20 protein-coding genes are annotated in these 16740 nt (G+C 33.4%); 11 read left to right on the top strand and 9 right to left on the bottom strand.

Annotation, left to right across the window (positions count from 1 at the left end; translation table 11 throughout):
- Window position 1: 1 nt before the first annotated feature.
- The 5 genes from EV01_RS09330 to EV01_RS06285 form a co-directional block, all read right to left on the bottom strand.
- A complete protein-coding gene (locus EV01_RS09330) occupies window positions 2–121 on the bottom strand; it encodes a photosystem II reaction center protein L (protein ID WP_002806119.1) in 120 nt (39 codons plus the stop codon).
- Between the two features lie 11 nt (window positions 122–132).
- On the bottom strand, window positions 133–279 hold the full coding sequence (psbF, locus tag EV01_RS06270) for a cytochrome b559 subunit beta (RefSeq protein WP_011375863.1): 147 nt from the start codon (window positions 277–279) through the stop codon (window positions 133–135).
- A 2-nt stretch (window positions 280–281) separates the two neighbouring features.
- A complete protein-coding gene (gene psbE / locus EV01_RS06275) occupies window positions 282–530 on the bottom strand; it encodes a cytochrome b559 subunit alpha (protein ID WP_002806020.1) in 249 nt (82 codons plus the stop codon).
- Window positions 531–666: 136 nt separating this feature from the next.
- Complete coding sequence (locus tag EV01_RS06280; protein ID WP_032517418.1) at window positions 667–1683, bottom strand: photosynthesis system II assembly factor Ycf48; 1017 nt, start codon at window positions 1681–1683, stop codon at window positions 667–669.
- Between the two features lie 9 nt (window positions 1684–1692).
- Window positions 1693–2121 carry a rubredoxin gene (locus tag EV01_RS06285; protein WP_032517417.1) on the bottom strand — a complete coding sequence of 143 codons (429 nt, stop codon included), beginning with the start codon at window positions 2119–2121 and terminating at the stop codon, window positions 1693–1695.
- A gap of 77 nt (window positions 2122–2198) precedes the next feature.
- Here EV01_RS06285 and EV01_RS06290 point away from each other — a divergent pair, with 77 nt between their 5' ends.
- Genes EV01_RS06290 through EV01_RS06300 form a run of 3 tightly spaced genes read left to right on the top strand, consistent with a single transcriptional unit; the run spans window position 2199 to window position 3830 of the window.
- The gene (locus EV01_RS06290; protein ID WP_032517416.1) at window positions 2199–2561 is read left to right on the top strand and encodes an NAD(P)H-quinone oxidoreductase subunit 3; all 363 of its coding nucleotides are present in this window, start codon (window positions 2199–2201) and stop codon (window positions 2559–2561) included.
- A gap of 4 nt (window positions 2562–2565) precedes the next feature.
- Window positions 2566–3300 carry an NADH dehydrogenase subunit K gene (locus tag EV01_RS06295; RefSeq protein ID WP_032517415.1) on the top strand — a complete coding sequence of 245 codons (735 nt, stop codon included), beginning with the start codon at window positions 2566–2568 and terminating at the stop codon, window positions 3298–3300.
- Window positions 3300–3830, top strand: coding sequence for an NAD(P)H-quinone oxidoreductase subunit J (locus EV01_RS06300; protein WP_032517414.1), 531 nt, complete (start codon window positions 3300–3302; stop codon window positions 3828–3830). The genes EV01_RS06295 and EV01_RS06300 overlap by 1 nt, the downstream gene beginning before the upstream one ends.
- On the opposite strand, the gene EV01_RS06305 is transcribed toward EV01_RS06300, so the two are convergent.
- The gene (locus tag EV01_RS06305) at window positions 3827–5212 is read right to left on the bottom strand and encodes a gluconeogenesis factor YvcK family protein (protein ID WP_032517413.1); all 1386 of its coding nucleotides are present in this window, start codon (window positions 5210–5212) and stop codon (window positions 3827–3829) included. The two genes, EV01_RS06300 and EV01_RS06305, sit on opposite strands and share 4 nt — an antisense overlap.
- Window positions 5213–5344: 132 nt before the next feature.
- Here EV01_RS06305 and EV01_RS06310 point away from each other — a divergent pair, with 132 nt between their 5' ends.
- Both EV01_RS06310 and EV01_RS06315 read left to right on the top strand, forming a co-directional pair.
- Window positions 5345–6130, top strand: coding sequence for an ABC transporter ATP-binding protein (locus EV01_RS06310; protein WP_241433405.1), 786 nt, complete (start codon window positions 5345–5347; stop codon window positions 6128–6130).
- Between the two features lie 5 nt (window positions 6131–6135).
- On the top strand, window positions 6136–6981 hold the full coding sequence (locus EV01_RS06315; RefSeq protein WP_032517412.1) for an MlaD family protein: 846 nt from the start codon (window positions 6136–6138) through the stop codon (window positions 6979–6981).
- A 7-nt stretch (window positions 6982–6988) separates the two neighbouring features.
- On the opposite strand, the gene bchD is transcribed toward EV01_RS06315, so the two are convergent.
- Complete coding sequence (gene bchD, locus EV01_RS06320; RefSeq protein ID WP_050496401.1) at window positions 6989–9124, bottom strand: magnesium chelatase ATPase subunit D; 2136 nt, start codon at window positions 9122–9124, stop codon at window positions 6989–6991.
- A 96-nt stretch (window positions 9125–9220) separates the two neighbouring features.
- Between bchD and folK the strand changes: the two genes are divergently transcribed.
- The 3 genes from folK to EV01_RS06335 are packed head-to-tail and all read left to right on the top strand — an operon-like array spanning window position 9221 to window position 11832.
- Complete coding sequence (gene folK, locus EV01_RS06325) at window positions 9221–9784, top strand: 2-amino-4-hydroxy-6-hydroxymethyldihydropteridine diphosphokinase (RefSeq protein WP_032517611.1); 564 nt, start codon at window positions 9221–9223, stop codon at window positions 9782–9784.
- Between the two features lie 51 nt (window positions 9785–9835).
- On the top strand, window positions 9836–10399 hold the full coding sequence (locus EV01_RS06330; RefSeq protein WP_032517406.1) for an NUDIX hydrolase: 564 nt from the start codon (window positions 9836–9838) through the stop codon (window positions 10397–10399).
- Window positions 10396–11832 carry a cryptochrome/photolyase family protein gene (locus tag EV01_RS06335; RefSeq protein ID WP_032517404.1) on the top strand — a complete coding sequence of 479 codons (1437 nt, stop codon included), beginning with the start codon at window positions 10396–10398 and terminating at the stop codon, window positions 11830–11832. Before EV01_RS06330 ends, EV01_RS06335 begins: the two co-directional genes overlap by 4 nt.
- Here the strand turns inward: EV01_RS06335 and EV01_RS06340 are convergent.
- Together EV01_RS06340 and EV01_RS06345 are read right to left on the bottom strand one after the other, a co-directional pair.
- Complete coding sequence (locus EV01_RS06340; RefSeq protein WP_032517401.1) at window positions 11817–13022, bottom strand: DegT/DnrJ/EryC1/StrS family aminotransferase; 1206 nt, start codon at window positions 13020–13022, stop codon at window positions 11817–11819. The two genes, EV01_RS06335 and EV01_RS06340, sit on opposite strands and share 16 nt — an antisense overlap.
- 53 nt (window positions 13023–13075) lie before the next feature.
- A complete protein-coding gene (locus tag EV01_RS06345; RefSeq protein WP_032517400.1) occupies window positions 13076–13669 on the bottom strand; it encodes a thioredoxin family protein in 594 nt (197 codons plus the stop codon).
- Window positions 13670–13774: 105 nt separating this feature from the next.
- Between EV01_RS06345 and fabI the strand changes: the two genes are divergently transcribed.
- The 3 genes from fabI (at window position 13775) to EV01_RS06360 (ending at window position 16740) form a co-directional block, all read left to right on the top strand.
- Window positions 13775–14557, top strand: a complete 783-nt coding sequence (gene fabI, locus EV01_RS06350; RefSeq protein WP_025893966.1) for an enoyl-ACP reductase FabI — start codon at window positions 13775–13777, stop codon at window positions 14555–14557.
- Window positions 14558–14577: 20 nt separating this feature from the next.
- On the top strand, window positions 14578–15183 hold the full coding sequence (gene hisB, locus EV01_RS06355; protein WP_032517399.1) for an imidazoleglycerol-phosphate dehydratase HisB: 606 nt from the start codon (window positions 14578–14580) through the stop codon (window positions 15181–15183).
- 72 nt (window positions 15184–15255) lie between these two features.
- Window positions 15256–16740 carry a carotenoid oxygenase family protein gene (locus EV01_RS06360; RefSeq protein ID WP_032517398.1) on the top strand — a complete coding sequence of 495 codons (1485 nt, stop codon included), beginning with the start codon at window positions 15256–15258 and terminating at the stop codon, window positions 16738–16740.

The raw sequence follows: 16740 nt of genomic DNA, 5'->3' as shown, positions 1-16740 counted from the left end.
TTTAATTGAAAAAGTAACTGGAAAATAAAATTCCCAATACAAAAACTGATAACAAACCTAAATAAAGGCTTGTACGGTTAAGTTCAACTGGAACTTTGTTAGGATTTTCGTTTACTTGCATGATAGTTAAATTTATCGGGCTACAAATTGCATAGCAGCAATCGAACCTAAAAAGAATACTGATGGAATAGCTAAAGCGTGAACTGCTAGCCAACGAACAGTAAATATAGGATAGACGCGGACTTCCGCAGCCTGCATTGGAGCTTGAGAATTAGTCATTGTTATTTTGTTCTTAAATCTAGTTGAGATTTAGCTTCATATCTTTGTGTTACAACAGGCGCTTTAGATTCTGATGATTGGAAATAACTATCTGGACGAGGAGTCCCGAAAGCATCGTAGGCTAAGCCTGTATATACGAATAGGAAGCCTGCTATAAAAATAGCTGGTAATGTTACTGCATGAATAATCCAGTACCTAATACTGGTGATTATTTCAAAGAAGGGGCGTTCACCCGTTGAACCTGCGGCCATAATCACAAATGTTTACCCTATGATCTTACAGTGTAAAATCATAAGTTCGCGAAGAAATTAACAGCTTGGTTACAGACAGTTGCTAAATCAGTCGAAAATTAAGTTTTTTTTTATTTTTTACTCTGGTTATGCAAACTTAGCTATTCCATTTAAGGATATAACCACGTTCGCCAAGTACAAACCCTTTTTGATTATCAAAAGCATCCTTATCAAGGAATACTATCTTAATATAGTTTGTTGGCAATTCAGAAGCAATAGGGTCTTTCTTCCAAGTTTTACCTTGATCTTTACTTACTATTAAAGTGCCATTACCACCTCCAGCCCATATATCACCATTTGGATCCCATCCCATGTCTAAATAATTGTATCCATTAAGTATAGGTATAATAGGCTTTGACCAATTTTCAAGATCGTTAGTATCTTCATTAAATCTGATTTCTGCACCTCTAGAAAGCATCCATAGACTTCCTTCTGGATTGAAACCAATACTTTGAACTCTCTTGCTGCTTGCTCTTTGATGAGCTATCCATGCATCGCTATCATTTTCCAAGGTAGAAAAGAAATTACCCAGACTACTTACGCTTACATAATCTCCGTCTTTAGTTCTTCTTAAATCTCTTACACCTCCAGAACCAGATGCATCTACAACTTTTGCATTCCATGATTCACCACTATCTGATGTTTCATAGATTGCACCAGCAGTGGTGGCCAATTCTGCAATCCCTGAATCAACAGTCGTTATTAGAAATGGTTGACCTGGTAATTTGTTACCCAAAGATAAACGAGTCCAATTTTTTCCCGCATCGAGTGTATGCATAACTAATGAGGGCTGACCTATTAACCACCCTTCTTCACCCTTGAAGTCAATATCTAGCAGACGAAAGTTCTCTTCGCTTGGTAAATCTAAATTTCTTTTTTCCCAAGTTTCTCCCCCATCATTAGATTCCATGATGAGTCTATTAGAACCTACTAAAAATCCATTTTTATCATCTATAAAATCAACATCTAAAGCATTAGCCTGGTCCTCAAACTGAATTGTTTTCCAAGGGCTGCTATCACTTATCTTTACTCCTGTAGATGAACAACTGCTCAATACAAAACAAAGAAGGATAGATAAAAGAAGATTGGGAATACTAGTAATAATTTTTTTCATTTGTATATATTAGTGCAAAGAGTACAAAGAAAGGAACATAGCAGCAGCAAAAGCTAGCCCTCCAAAAATCAAGATATTTTTTTGTCCAGGAGGTAAACTATTGAAACCAAACCCATAGACTAAATTTTCTTCAAAACCACTAGGTTTAGATTTAGGACCAATATCCTTGTAGAAATTTTTACCTGCTCGACAAACAGGGCAAGCGAATGTATTCCCATCCAACTCTAAAAAAGGAGTATTTTTAGGTATATTTAATTTTTTATTCCCTTCAGACGGATCATAAATGTATCCACAACTTCTACATTCGAATCTATTTTGTTCTAAATTAAGTACAGGTTGTTCAACATTTTCTCCTGAGGAGTTTTTAGAGAGTTTTTCTTTCTCAAAGTCTTCAACTATCTTGTTTTCCTCAGAGGTTGGTTGAATGTTTTCACTCACGGTTTATTATTGTTCTTTAAGAACTTTAAAAGATTTTGCTTAATTAAGCGACTTTTATTCAAAATTAATTTTTTAAGATGTTTTTATTAACTGGCTATGAATATTTTTTAGGTTTCCTTATTATTGCCGCAGCTGTTCCAGTATTAGCTCTAGTTACTAATCTCATCGTTGCCCCAAAAGGAAGAACAGGGGAAAGAAAACTTACGTATGAATCTGGAATGGAGCCTATAGGAGGAGCATGGATTCAATTTAATATTCGTTATTACATGTTTGCCTTGGTTTTCGTTATATTTGATGTAGAGACAGTATTCCTTTATCCTTGGGCTGTTGCCTTCAATAGATTAGGCTTATTAGCTTTTATTGAGGCTTTGATTTTCATTGCAATACTTGTTATCGCTCTGGCATACGCATGGAGGAAAGGTGCTTTAGAATGGAGTTAAAAAATTGAATCCACAATTATCCCCAAAAGCAATAAGAGAAATCCGAGAAGGAACTTGTAATCCTCTTGGTGCACCCCAAGTTACAACCGATTTAAGCGAAAACATTATATTGACAAGTTTAGACGATCTTCATAATTGGGCTAGGCTAAGCAGTCTATGGCCCCTCCTTTATGGAACAGCTTGTTGTTTTATAGAATTTGCTGCCTTAATTGGATCAAGATTTGATTTTGATAGATTTGGATTGGTACCTAGAAGCTCGCCAAGGCAAGCAGATTTACTAATAGTTGCAGGGACAGTAACAATGAAGATGGCTCCCGCTCTTGTAAGACTTTATGAGCAGATGCCTGAACCAAAATATGTTATCGCTATGGGTGCTTGCACAATCACTGGAGGTATGTTCAGTGCAGATTCTACAACTGCAGTAAGAGGCGTTGATAAATTGATACCAGTTGATTTATACCTTCCAGGATGTCCGCCAAGACCAGAAGCAATTTTTGATGCTGTTATTAAATTAAGAAAAAAAGTTGGTAATGAATCAATTTTAGAGCGCACAAAAACAGAGCAAAATCACAGATACATAACATCTGATCACGAAATGAATCTTGTTTTCTCAGAAAATACAGGTGAATATCTAAACAAAACTTCAGCTAACGTAATACCATCCTCCAAAAAAGAAAAAATAACCGAATTACCTGAAAATACCGAAAAAACTGAAATTATTAATTCTGCAGAAGATTAATGGAAAAAGATAGTTTAGCCAAATCCTCAGATACCTCTATAGAAAAAGAAGGCTTTATAAGCCAATCCTTGTCGAAAGATGGAATTCCAAATCAATCTTTACCTGATGATCACATAGGAATCGAAAACATTTCTGTGGAACCTAACAAATTATATGAAGCAGTATCCGCCTTAAGAAATTACGGCTTCAATTATCTCCAATGTCAAGGAGGATATGATGAGGGACCAGGAAAAAATCTTGTGAGTTTCTACCATTTTATAACTGTTGATGATTTACAAAAAATAGAAAAAATTAAGGAAGTCAGATTAAAAGTCTTCTTAAAAAGAGATTCTGATTTATCCATCCCTAGTTTGTATAAACTTTTTAAAGGAAGTGATTGGCAAGAAAGAGAAACTTTTGATATGTATGGGATAAATTTTATTGATCATCCGAATCCCAAAAGATTATTAATGCCTGAAGATTGGAGAGGATGGCCATTACGAAAAGATTATATTCAGCCAGATTTCTATGAACTTCAAGATGCTTATTAATTTAATCTTTTTAATTTGCGATAAATAAACATAACTGCTCTTGCTAGTCTCCTTGGATCATGTCTAAGGGTTGGAGTTATTCTTTTTGAATACAATGGTGCTTGCAAAACATAATAACCCTCAGATAATAACTTTTCTTTATTACATTGGACAGGCTCTGCTCCTTTACTTTCGTAATAGTCTACTAATGGGGACTTTTCAAATTGAATCTGAGATAAGATTGCATTAAAAATTCGAGTATTAACTCCAAAATTTGATAATTGTTTTTCTATTGCTTTGATATGTTGATAGACATCAAGACCATCTGTTTCTCCAGGCTGAGTCATTAAATTACTAATATAAATTTTAGGAGCGTTACTTTGCAATAAGGCATCTACTATCTCTGGTACTAACAGATTAGGCAATAAAGAAGTGTATAGACTACCTGGGCCAAGAACAATTAAATCAGCTTCTTTTATAGATTCAAGAGCACTTGGAAGAGCTGAAGGATTTTCCGGTAGGTAACCAATCCTCGATATTAATTTCTTAGATTTACTGATATTACTTTCACCAAAAATTTTTTCACCATCTTCTAATTCGGCCCATAACATAACATCAATATTTGTTGCAGGTAAAACTTGACCTTGTACCGCTAAAACCTTGCTAGAAGCTTGAACTGCTTTTTCTAAACTGCCTGTAATTGTTGTTAAAGCTGACAAGAATAGATTTCCAAAACTATGACCTTCCAGACCACTTCCCCCTGAAAATCTGTACTGAAATAATCTAGTTAAAATAGGTTCTTCATTTGATAAGGCTGCCAAACAATTTCTAATATCTCCTGGAGGTTGCACACCTAATTGTTTTCTAAGAATTCCACTACTGCCACCATCATCAGATACAGTTACGATTGCTGTAATATTGCTACTATAATTTTTTAAGCCTTTTAGTAAAGTAGATAAGCCTGTACCACCCCCAATTGCGACAATATTTGGGCCTCTGTTTAATTTACTTTTAACTCTTAATGCATCAACTAAAAATGTATCTTTTTCTGGAACAAGCGCTTTCTGAATAGAATTAATACTTCTGTTTTGTCCAATCCCTATTAATAATATTCCAATAACAAAAATAATTGGTCCCAGCAATGAAACTGGCAAAATACTAGTTAAACCTGTAATTACAGAAAAAAAGATTTCAATAAGCCAATAGAGCGGTCTTAAATTTGTCCAAATTGCCACGCCTAGTAATGTAGTCAAAAAACCTATCGCAGATGTAAACATCCATCTTTTTATTACCAACCCTGGCAAAAGCCAACTCAAAATTCTTAAGATCCTCTTCAATAAAACAAAATTAGATTTTTTAAAATTTTTATAATACCTTCTTACTCTTTTTTTTCGAATATTCATTTAAAACCTCTCAATTTATTTTTATCAAATTTAAAAACCTTATACATACATTATAAATCAAATTCATACACCCTTTTTTTATTCCTAAAAATAGGCAATATATAATTGATGATGAATACTTTTATAAAGGTTTTGAAGAAATCAAAGCATGCGGTTCAAACAAAAGACCTTTCAATAGGTTGGGGAGAAAATAATGTGCTTAATAAACTTAATTTTGAACTTAACGAAGGCGAAAAATTAGCTATAGTTGGACCATCAGGTTCAGGTAAATCAACAATCTTAAAAATATTGGCAGGTCTGCTTTTACCTACCAAAGGAGAGTTAAAGATATTTGGTGAAAAACAAACATATTTGAGACTAGATCAAGATAATCCTCCTGATGTAAGACTTGTTTTTCAGAATCCCGCATTATTAGGATCTTTAACCATAGAAGAAAATGTTGGTTTTTTACTAAAGAGAAATAAAAATCTATCCAAAAAGTTAATCCATGAAATAGTTTGTGAATGTTTAGCTGAAGTGGGCTTATTCAATATTGAGAACAAACTGCCAAATGAACTAAGCGGAGGAATGCAAAAAAGAGTGAGTTTCGCGAGGGCTTTAATTACGGATCAAACTCTTAATAAAAATACTAAACCCATATTACTTTTTGATGAACCAACTGCAGGTCTCGATCCAATTGCTTCATCAAGAATTGAAGATTTAATTAATAAGACAAATAATAAAGCCAACGGATCATCTATTGTTGTTAGCCATGTTCTTAGTACTATAGAAAGGTCATCAGATAAAGTTTTAATGCTTTATGGAGGCAAATTTAGATGGGCAGGTTCTGTAGATGAATTCAAAGAGAGTAAAGATCCCTATGTATTTCAATTTAGGCATGGGAAACTTGATGGTCCAATGCAACCCAAAGACATTTAGAAATTATGCGTAGAAGTTTACGAGATTCAATAGTTGGATTTTCCTTGTTAGGAGGGATTTTAATATTCACATTTTTTTCTTTTTGGCTCAGAGGAGTAAAGTTATCCTCAAAAAATTGGCACCTCTTTGCCGAATTTAATAACGCAAGCGGTTTATCAAAAAAATCTCCAGTTACTTACAGAGGAATTCTTGTTGGGTCAATAGAGGATATCTTATTTACTAATGAATCAATTACGGCAAAAATTGTTTTAAATAATCCTGAAATTATCCTCCCTAGGCCAGCATTTGCGAGGGTAGTAACCAACTCTTTCCTGGGAGGAGATGTTCAAGTTGCTTTAGAAACTAGCGAAAAAACAATTCCAAAAAACATTTACAAGCCTACATCCGATAAATGCGATTCTAAATTAATTATTTGTCAAGGAGATACTATTACTGGGAAACAATTATCAAGTCTTTCAAATATTACCAATAGAATAAGTCAACTTTTAAAAGAATCAAATCAAGAAAACTTAATTGAAAATATCGTTAATTCAATAGATCAATTTGATACAACACAAGAAAATCTCGATGAACTAATTTATTTATCAAAGCAAGAAATATTGCGAGTTGAACCTTTAATTAAACAAATCGCAGTTGCCGCGGATCATTTGAACAATATTTTGTCTACTATCGATAACGAGGAAACCCTTAATGACATTAAATTGACAATAAATGCTGCTAGGTCTATCTCAACCAAAATAGATGATATGAGTGATGATTTTGAAAAATTAACACAAGATCAAGAATTAACTAAATCTATAAGAGATTTAACGATTGGACTTTCAAAATTCCTTAACGAAATTTATCCATAAGAAATATTTAGAGTTCATTTATAGCATTTAAAGCCATAGCTGCGATTGCTTTATCTGTAGCTTTTGGCAGTTGAACGTATTTCCCTTGAGCAGCCTCTGCTAATTCTTTACCAAATCCACTTGCTATAAATTTTCTCTCTGTATCAATTATTAAGAGTTTTATCCCAAGCATGGGGTATTTTGCTGCGATATCTAGAACCTCTTGTTTTAAATTGACATTTTCATTTTCGTTATCTTTTCCCTCAACCTCATTTTGTCCTAGAGATAATCCTAATGGTACATTTCCCCGGCCATCAGTGATCCCCACAACAATAACTTGACCTATATCGCCTGTTGAAAGAGCATTTTTTGCTACTTTTGCTGATTGTGTTAGTCCATGTGCCAAAGGAGATCCACCTCCGCAAGGCATTGTTTCTAGCCTTCTTTTCGCTGCAGTTATTGATCTTGTTGGAGGCAAAAGCACTTCTGCCTGATTGCCTCTAAAAGGAATTAGGGCAACTTCATCTCTATTCTCATATGCCTCTGTTAAAAGTCTTATTACAGCGCCTTTAGCACTTTGCATTCTATTAAGAGCCATAGAACCACTAGCATCAACAAGAAAAATTACTAAAGCACCCGCCTTTTTTTGAAGAAGCTTTGCCCTAAAATCATTTTCTTCAATAACTATTGATTTATTAGGGTTCCTTAACCTTCGTGATTTTTGATAAGGAGCTGCAGCTCGCAAAGTTGCATCTACCGCAATTCTTTTTACTTTACCTCTTGGAATAATAGGTTTTACATATCTTCCTCTACTATCACTAAATATCACTGATCTACTTCCACTATTTCCGGCTTTTGCTTTAGCTGATGAAAAAAGCAATAAATCAGGATCAACCATACATGCCTCAGGATCTAATATGAATTCTTCAGGTATTTCGGGCGTAGATTCTTCTTCTCCATCAGAATTATCTTCTTCTTGTTCTTGGTCTTGCTCATTATCATTTTCATTAGCCTCAGGTTCAGACTCTTCATTGTCTGATTGAGGCGGAGGTGGGGGACTCTGATCCTCTGGAGGGGGGGGTTGAATATCATCATCTTCTGGAGGAATTTGCATTGCTCGTGGGAGAATAACTAACCTAACTGCAACTTTTAGATCTTCAGAATTTACATTCTCATCGCCTCGAAGAGCAGCATTAGCCTTTGCTACTTTTACTGCAAATAATTCTGACCTATGCCCTTCTACTCCTCCTCTTAGAGCTTCATTCACTAGATAGGTTATTTGCTCTTTTGTTATCTTGACATCCTTTAACCATTGCCTTGCCAAAATTAATTGAGTAGATAAATTATCTGATTCTTCAGACCATTTTTCTGAAAATTTAATATTATTTTCTGCATGCGATAAAACAGATTTTGTAATCTCAACCCTTTGAGAATTATCAATAGATTGATCTGCGGAAAGCACGATGGCAAAACGATCTAAAACATGATCTCTTAGAGCACCTTCTTCGGGATTATAAGTTGCTATTAAAAGTGACTTACAAGGATGAGAAAGGCTTAAACCATCTCTTTCAATATTATTTTTTTCTCTTCCTGTGGCTTCAAGAATTAAATTTACAATGCCATCATCCAACAAATTTATATCGTCTACATAAAGAACACCTCTATGAGCCTCTGCTAAAATTCCAGGTTGAAAAACTTGTTCCCCCGTACTTAATGATGCAGCGACATCAATTGATCCAACAAGCCTATCTTCAGTTATGCCAATGGGAACTTGAATAAATGGAGCCTCTCTCACTTTTTTCGGAATTTCTTCAATTTGATTCAAATAATCGCTTCCAATTACCTCCTCCAACAATTTATTAGTACTAACATCCCATTCCTCTGGTTTATCTGGATTAAGGTTCCTACCAATAGGTCTTAATGAAGTATTACTATTTCTCTTAGATAGTGTTTCCAGTATTAATTCATTATCTAATACCTCTATAGGGGGGAGTAAAGTATGCAACCCCCTAGCTAACACTGACTTGCCAGTACCTCTTCCGCCAGCGATAATCACTCCTCCTAAGCTGGGATCAACTGCTGCCAAAAGCAAAGACAACTTCAATAAACTATGTCCTGTAATTGCCGCCAAAGGGAAAGCTCTAAAAGAATCCTTTGACTTCATTAAATCTTTTATTTCTCCTTTTTCTTGTAACTCGGGGTTCAAAATCACTTTAAAAATGCCTGATATAGAATTTATCCAATAACTTTGTTTTTTGTAGTGGAATTATCAAATCTTAATATCAAAAATGGACTATGTATATCCCTCGGAGCAAATATTGATAGTAAATTTGGAAGCCCTCTTGAGTCACTATTAATGTGCAAACCAAAAATAGAAGAAATAATAAATGAATGGGGAGATAATTCCAACAAACAAAAAAAAGAGAAAGAAAAATTTCATGCAAACTTTTTTTGGTCTTCAATTTATGAGACATTACCTCATGGAGTTGAAAATGAGCAGCCAAATTATTTAAATACTTTATTGGTTATAAAAAGTAATTCTTTTCCTAAACCATCAAATAAAAAGGCGAAATTACTTTTAAAAGAGCTAAAAAAGTTAGAGAAATTTTTTGGAAGAGAAAAGACGCCAAAGGGTAAGAAATGGCTATCAAGATGTCTCGATTTAGATATTCTTTGGTGGGATGATTTTCATACGGTTGACGAAGAATTAACATTGCCTCACCCTAGATTCATGAATCGGAATTTCGTTATTACACCACTATCTGAAATATTAAGTAGAAGCCAAAAAATCACAAAGTTTGATGTCCCAAAATGGTCTATATAAATGATTTACAAAACCAAAAAATAACTGTTAGGCTATTAATATTTAAAAGTTATGGGCAAGAAAAACCTTATAAAAAGATCCATTTTTAAAGAAAAAATATCTGAGTTAAAGTCAAAAAAATTTAGTTTCGAAATAAATAGGATTGAGCTTCCAAATGGTCATGAAAGTGAATATGGATACATTAAGCACCCTGGGGCAGCATTAGCCGTACCTATAACAAAAGACAATAAAGTAATTATTCTTCGACAATATAGATTTGCTGTCTCAAGGTATTTATTAGAATTTCCAGCAGGTACACTAGAAATAGGTGAAACACCTATTAATTCAATTCAAAGAGAAATACAAGAAGAGACTGGATTCAGTGCAAAAAAATGGGATGAACTAGGAACTCTTGTCCCTGCTCCAGGTTATGCAGATGAAGAAATTTATTTATTTTTAGCTCGTGATTTAACCAAACTCAATTACGAGGTTAAAGGAGATTTAGATGAAGATATAGAAGTATTAATTTTAGATCCTTACGAACTAGATAATCTTATTTCTAGTGGGGATGAAATTCTTGATGCAAAAACCGTAACGGCTTGGTTTAGAGCTAAACAATTTTTAGATAAATTATGAATAAACCTAGAATACTTTTTTGGCATAGAAAGGATTTAAGAATATTTGATAATCAAGCTTTAATCAAAGCATTTTCATTATCAAATGCTATTACTTCAACTTATATATTTGATAAAAATTACTCACACGATTTCAATGCAAGTTCAAGAGCTTGGTTTCTAGGAAATTCGCTTCAAGAATTAGGAAATAATTGGAAAAAAATGGGTAGTAGATTAGTTATGGAAGAAGGAGATCCGGTATTAATAATTCCTCAATTAGCAAAGAAAATAGATGCTAAATTTGTTTTTTGGAATAGATCAATTGAACCTTATGAGATTAATCGCGATTTACAAATTAAAAAAAATTTAAGAGAACAAAACATTCAAGTTATTGAAACTTGGGATCACTTATTAGTAGAACCTTTAAAAATATTTTCAGGGAATAACAATCCTTATTCAGTTTATGGACCTTTTTATAAAAACCTTAAATTAAAAATGAATTTATTAGGTTTATATGACCAAGATAAAGTTGTTTTCCAGTTTAAAGATATAGATAATAAACTCAAAGAAAATAAGACAATAAATTCATCTGATTCTGTTCTGGAGAAATTTATCAAAAATATCAAATTTCCTGGTTCGAATATTTGTCCATGTAGACCTGGAGAGAATGCTGCAGAAACATTATTAGAAAACTTCATTAACGAGAAAAAAATATATTCTTATAATTCTTCAAGAGATTTTCCTTCCCATAATGGGACATCATTGCTAAGTGCATCTCTCCGATTCGGCACCATCAGCATTAGAAAAGTTTGGAACGCCACGTTAAATTTAAATTTAGATTTTGCAAATCAAGAAAATTACCTATCAATTGAAACTTGGCAAAAAGAACTTGTTTGGCGTGAATTCTATCAACATTGCTTATTCCATTTCCCAGAGCTAGAGAAAGGTCCATATAGAAAAAAATGGGATCACTTTCCATGGCAAAACAATAATGAATGGTTTCAGCATTGGAGCAACGGAGAGACCGGAGTACCTATAGTTGATGCGGCTATGCGTCAACTAAATAGTACTGGCTGGATGCATAACAGATGTAGGATGATAGTCGCTTCATTTCTCGTAAAAGATCTTATATGCAATTGGCAAATGGGCGAGAAAAAATTTATGGAGACTTTGGTTGATGGAGACTTAGCTGCAAATAATGGGGGATGGCAGTGGAGCGCCAGTAGCGGTATGGATCCAAAACCACTTAGAATTTTTAATCCATATACCCAAGCAAAAAAATTTGATCCCATTTGCGAATATATAAAATATTGGATTCCTGAATTATCTAAAGTGTCAAATTCAGAATTATTAAATGGGGAGATATCTAATTTAGAAAAAAATAATTATTCAAGCCCTATTGTCAATCACAACATACAACAAAGATTATTTAAATCACTTTATGCTGAAATTTGAATTTCCTCTATACAATTTTTTAAAACTTTATTTAAATTTTCTGCCACATAAACTTGCTCTTCATAAGAAATTTCAGGAAACATTGGAAGACTAAGAACTTCTGTACAAATCCTCTCTGTATTAATAAGTTTTGTTCTAGAAAAATTTTTATTTTTGTAAGCTATTTGTGCATGTATTGGAATTGGATAATAAATAATTGAATTAATACCTTTTTCAAAAAGTTGTTGTTTTACCAAATTCCTTAATGAATAGTATTTTTTGCAATCAGTATCAAATAAATTTGAAAAATCTTCATTTAAAAAATATTTATCGTTTCTTAATTTGATTACAAATTGATTCCAAGAATGGGAAATTGAATCAGAGCTGATTATTGGAAAACTAATAAATGGATTTTTTTCTAATAAATCAAGGTAATTATTAGCAATTTTTTGGCGATTATTAATCCACTTAGAAATATATTTGATTTTTATGTTTAATATGGCAGCTTGAATGGTATCAAGTCTGCTGTTATATCCAATTTGGGTATGATGATATCTTATTGGGCTGCCATGAACAGCCAGTTCTCTAATTTTTTTTGCAATCTTCTGATCTGAAGTTGTTACTGCCCCACCATCTCCAGCAGCTCCTAAATTTTTAGTAGGAAAAAAGCTAAAACAGCCTATATCACCGATACTACCAACTTTGGAAGTTTCCCACATTGTGCATGTTGCCTGAGCACAATCTTCGATTACTTTTAAGTCATATTTCTTAGCCAAAGATTTTATTAATGTCATATTCACCGCATTACCAAATAGATGAACTGGCATAATGGCCTTGGTATTAGAATTTATTTCTTGTTCTATTAGTTCAGTATTAATGAGATAAGTTTCTGGATCTATATCTACCAAAACAGGATTAGCACCAACTGCGCTAATAGCCTCTGCAGTTGCAAAAAAGCTAAAAGATGAGGTAATAACTTCATCACCCACACCAATATCTAATGCTCGCAAAGCCAATACTAAAGCATCAGTTCCACTATTACATCCAATAGTATTTTCAACACCAATTAGATTTGAAAAACTCTCCTCAAATTTGGCAATTTCTTGTCCTCCAATATACTGGCCCCCTTTTAAAACTTTAGAAACCTCACTCTCAATTTCCGAGCCAATTTCTTGGAACTGCCTATCTAAAGTAAATGGAGGTATCTGCATAGTAAATATATTAACCCTAAACCATATTTCTATGGGTAAAAAAATTTTTTAATTCATTTAAACCAACTTGGTTCTTTACCAGGAGTCCATTTTATATTGCAACCTAAAGAAGGCATCTGATTTGAAGGATAAGAATTATCTTGATTCAAATCTTTCACAGCAGAGCGCAAATCTTTTCCAGATAGAGGGATATTATTACCTGGTCTACTATCGTCTAATTGGCCATGATAATACAATAAAAAATCACCATCTCCTTCATTTGAAAAAAGATAAAAATCTGGGGTGCAAGCCGCTTTTAATTTCTTAGCAAAATTTTGATTTTCATCATATAGATAAGGAAAACTCCATCCCTGTGTTTGTGCTTGTAATCTCAAATTATTAGGAGAATCTGAAGGATGAGTGACAATATCATTGCTAGAAATTGCAACTGTTTGAACTGTATTTTCAATTTCTTTACTTAAGATGAAAATTTGATTCTCAATATATTTTACAAATGGGCAATGGGCACAAATAAACATTAAAAGTAAATGCCGATTATCTAGATTATGAGAATTAAAATATTCATTTTTTGAAGAATTAACATTTAACATTTCGAAATTCGGTAGTTGATAACCTAATTCCAAAACCATAGAATTTGTTCTTACCATGTTCAAGTTAAAAATTCTTTGATATTTGAAAATTATTGTATATTTTGCAGTAATCCGTAAAGATAGGTACTTTTATATAGGAGAATAATAGAAATAATAAACAAAATGCTTCTAAATCTAACTGGCAAAAAAATTCTTGTTACGGGAATTGCCAACAATCGTTCAATAGCATGGGGTATCGCTCAACAACTTTCAAAAGCTGGCGCAGAACTTGGAATCACATATTTGCCTGATGATAAGGGAAGATTCGAGTCTAAAGTTAGAGAACTTACTGAACCTTTAAACCCATCGTTATTTTTGCCTCTTGATGTTCAAAATCCAGCTCAAATTGAAGAAATCTTTAAAAATATAAAAGACAATTGGGGGCAAATTGACGGATTAGTTCACTGCCTAGCATTTGCAGGACGCGATGAATTGATTGGAGATTATAGTGCTACCACTTCAGAGGGTTTTGATAGGGCTCTTAATATAAGTGCGTATTCTTTAGCACCTTTATGTAAAGCAGCAAAACCACTTTTTAGTGATGGTGCTGGAGTTGTCTCATTAACTTATTTAGGTTCAGAAAGGGCGATTCCTAACTATAACGTGATGGGAGTTGCAAAAGCAGCTTTAGAAGCTTCAGTAAGATATCTTTCTGCAGAACTTGGTCCCGAAAAACAAGTCAGAGTTAACGCAATAAGTGCTGGGCCTATAAGAACACTTGCGAGTTCTGCTATAGGTGGCATTTTAGATATGATTCATAATGTTGAAGAAAAGGCTCCTTTACGCAGAACAGTCACTCAAACAGAAGTAGGTAATACAGCTGCTTTTTTATTAAGTGATCTCTCTAGCGGCATTTCAGGCCAAACAATTTATGTTGATGCGGGTTACTGCATTAATGGAATGTAAACTAAGTTTTTTGCATAAAAATGTCATCTCTAAGGCAATCTGAAATAAAAAGAAAAACGAATGAAACAGATATTTCTGTATTGATAAACTTAGATGGAAATGGAATTTCTGAGATTGATACCGGGATACCATTCTTAGATCATATGCTTCATCAAATATCCAGTCATGGTTTATTCGATTTAAAAATAAAAGCAATTGGAGATACTCATATTGATGATCATCATACAAATGAAGATGTAGGAATCGCATTAGGTAAAGCATTTTCAAAAGCCTTGGGAGAAAGAAAAGGAATAAGCAGATTTGGACATTTCTTTGCCCCATTGGATGAAGCATTAGTTCAAGTCACTTTAGACTGCTCTGGTAGACCGCATCTATCTTATGATCTTCAATTAAAAGCCCCTAGAATAGGAAACTATGATACTGAACTAGTAAGAGAGTTTTTTATTGCCTTTGTAAATAACAGCGGTATTACTCTGCATATTAATCAAATACGAGGAAGTAATTCACATCACATAGTTGAGGCGTGCTTTAAAGCTTTTTCAAGAGCAATGAGAATGGCTACCGAGATAGATCCAAGAAGATCTGATTCAATTCCAAGCAGTAAAGGAATGTTAGAAAAACAATAAAATAGGAATTTTTTCGAATCAGCCACAATTCAGTTGATTTTTGGCGAAGATAGATAAAACGAAAATTTTGTTGTGACTAATTTACAAGATAAAACAATTGATAAATTGAATATTTTTAAAAAAGAAGATTGGTCAAGTGCTTATCAAAATGTAGAAAAGGAGCTAACCAAAAATCCCCTAAAAATTAGCAAAGGTAATAATATTAAAAATTTAAATGGAACATTATTAAGAAATGGACCAGGAATATTAGAGAGAGGTGGACAATGGGTTCATCATCCATTTGACGGTGATGGGATGATAACATCCATAAAATTCGAAAATGGTCAGCCTTTCTTAACAAATAGATTTGTTAAAACAAAAGGCTATTTGGAAGAAGAAAAAATAGATAAATTTATTTATAGAGGTGTTTTTGGAACGCAAAAAAATGGAGGAATTTTAAATAATGCATTAGATCTAAAATTCAAGAATATCGCTAATACACATGTCATTAAATTAGGAGATGAAATTCTCGCATTATGGGAAGCAGCAGGTCCACATGCAATGGATCCTGATAGTCTTGAAACTATTGGTTTAACAACATTAAAAGGAGTACTCAAGCCTAACGAAGCATTCAGTGCTCATCCCAAAACAGATCTAAACTCAAATTCATCTACAGAACTTTTAGTCACTTTTGGAGTACAAACCGGGCCAAAAAGTACCATTAGATTAATGGAATTTGATAATGCTGGTACAAACTCTGGAGAGCTCATTTTTGACAGAAAAGATACCTTTAATGGCTTTGCATTCCTTCATGATTTCGCAATTACAACTAATTGGGCAATATTTTTACAGAATGCTATTGATTTCAATCCTCTTCCATTTGTAATGGGTCAAAGAGGAGCAGCACAATGTCTAAAGTCAAACCCAAATAAAAAGGCAAAGTTTTTTATTATCCCCAGAGAAAGTGGGTTATTTAGAGGACAGCCTCCTTTAACAATAGATGCTCCAGAAGGATTCGTTTTTCATCATGTAAACGCTTTTGAAAAAGATTCCAAAATCGTATTAGATAGTATTTTTTATGATGATTTCCCATCAGTTGGTCCAAACGAGAATTTTAGGGATATTGACTTTAATAAATACCCAGAAGGAAAACTGAAAAGATCAATTATCGATCTAAAGACAAAAACTAGTGAACTTGAAACTTTCAGTGAACAATGTTGTGAATTTGCTGTTGTTAATCCTAAAAACTTAGGATTAAAAGCAACTTTTAGTTGGATGGCAAGCACATCTCAAAAGCTGGGGAACGCTCCACTCCAAGCAATAAAAAAAATAAATTTAACTACTAAGGAAGAGATTTTTTGGTCAGCAGGTCCAAGTGGATTTGTTAGTGAACCAATTATGGTTCCATCAGAAAACTCTTCAAAAGAAGATGAGGGATTTTTATTTATACTTCTATGGAACGGAGAAAGAAGAGGAAGCGATTTAGTGATATTAGACGCGAAAAACTTAAAAGAATTAGCTGTTTATGAATTACCCATTTCAATTCCTCATGGCCTTCATGGATCTTGGGTTAATTGA

It is taken from the genome of Prochlorococcus marinus str. MIT 9401 (assembly GCF_000760095.1).
In the GTDB taxonomy this organism is placed as follows: Bacteria; Cyanobacteriota; Cyanobacteriia; order PCC-6307; family Cyanobiaceae; genus Prochlorococcus_A; species Prochlorococcus_A marinus_I.
The sequence above is the reverse complement of the archived record's forward strand: the minus strand, read 5'-3'. Positions and strand labels throughout refer to the sequence as shown.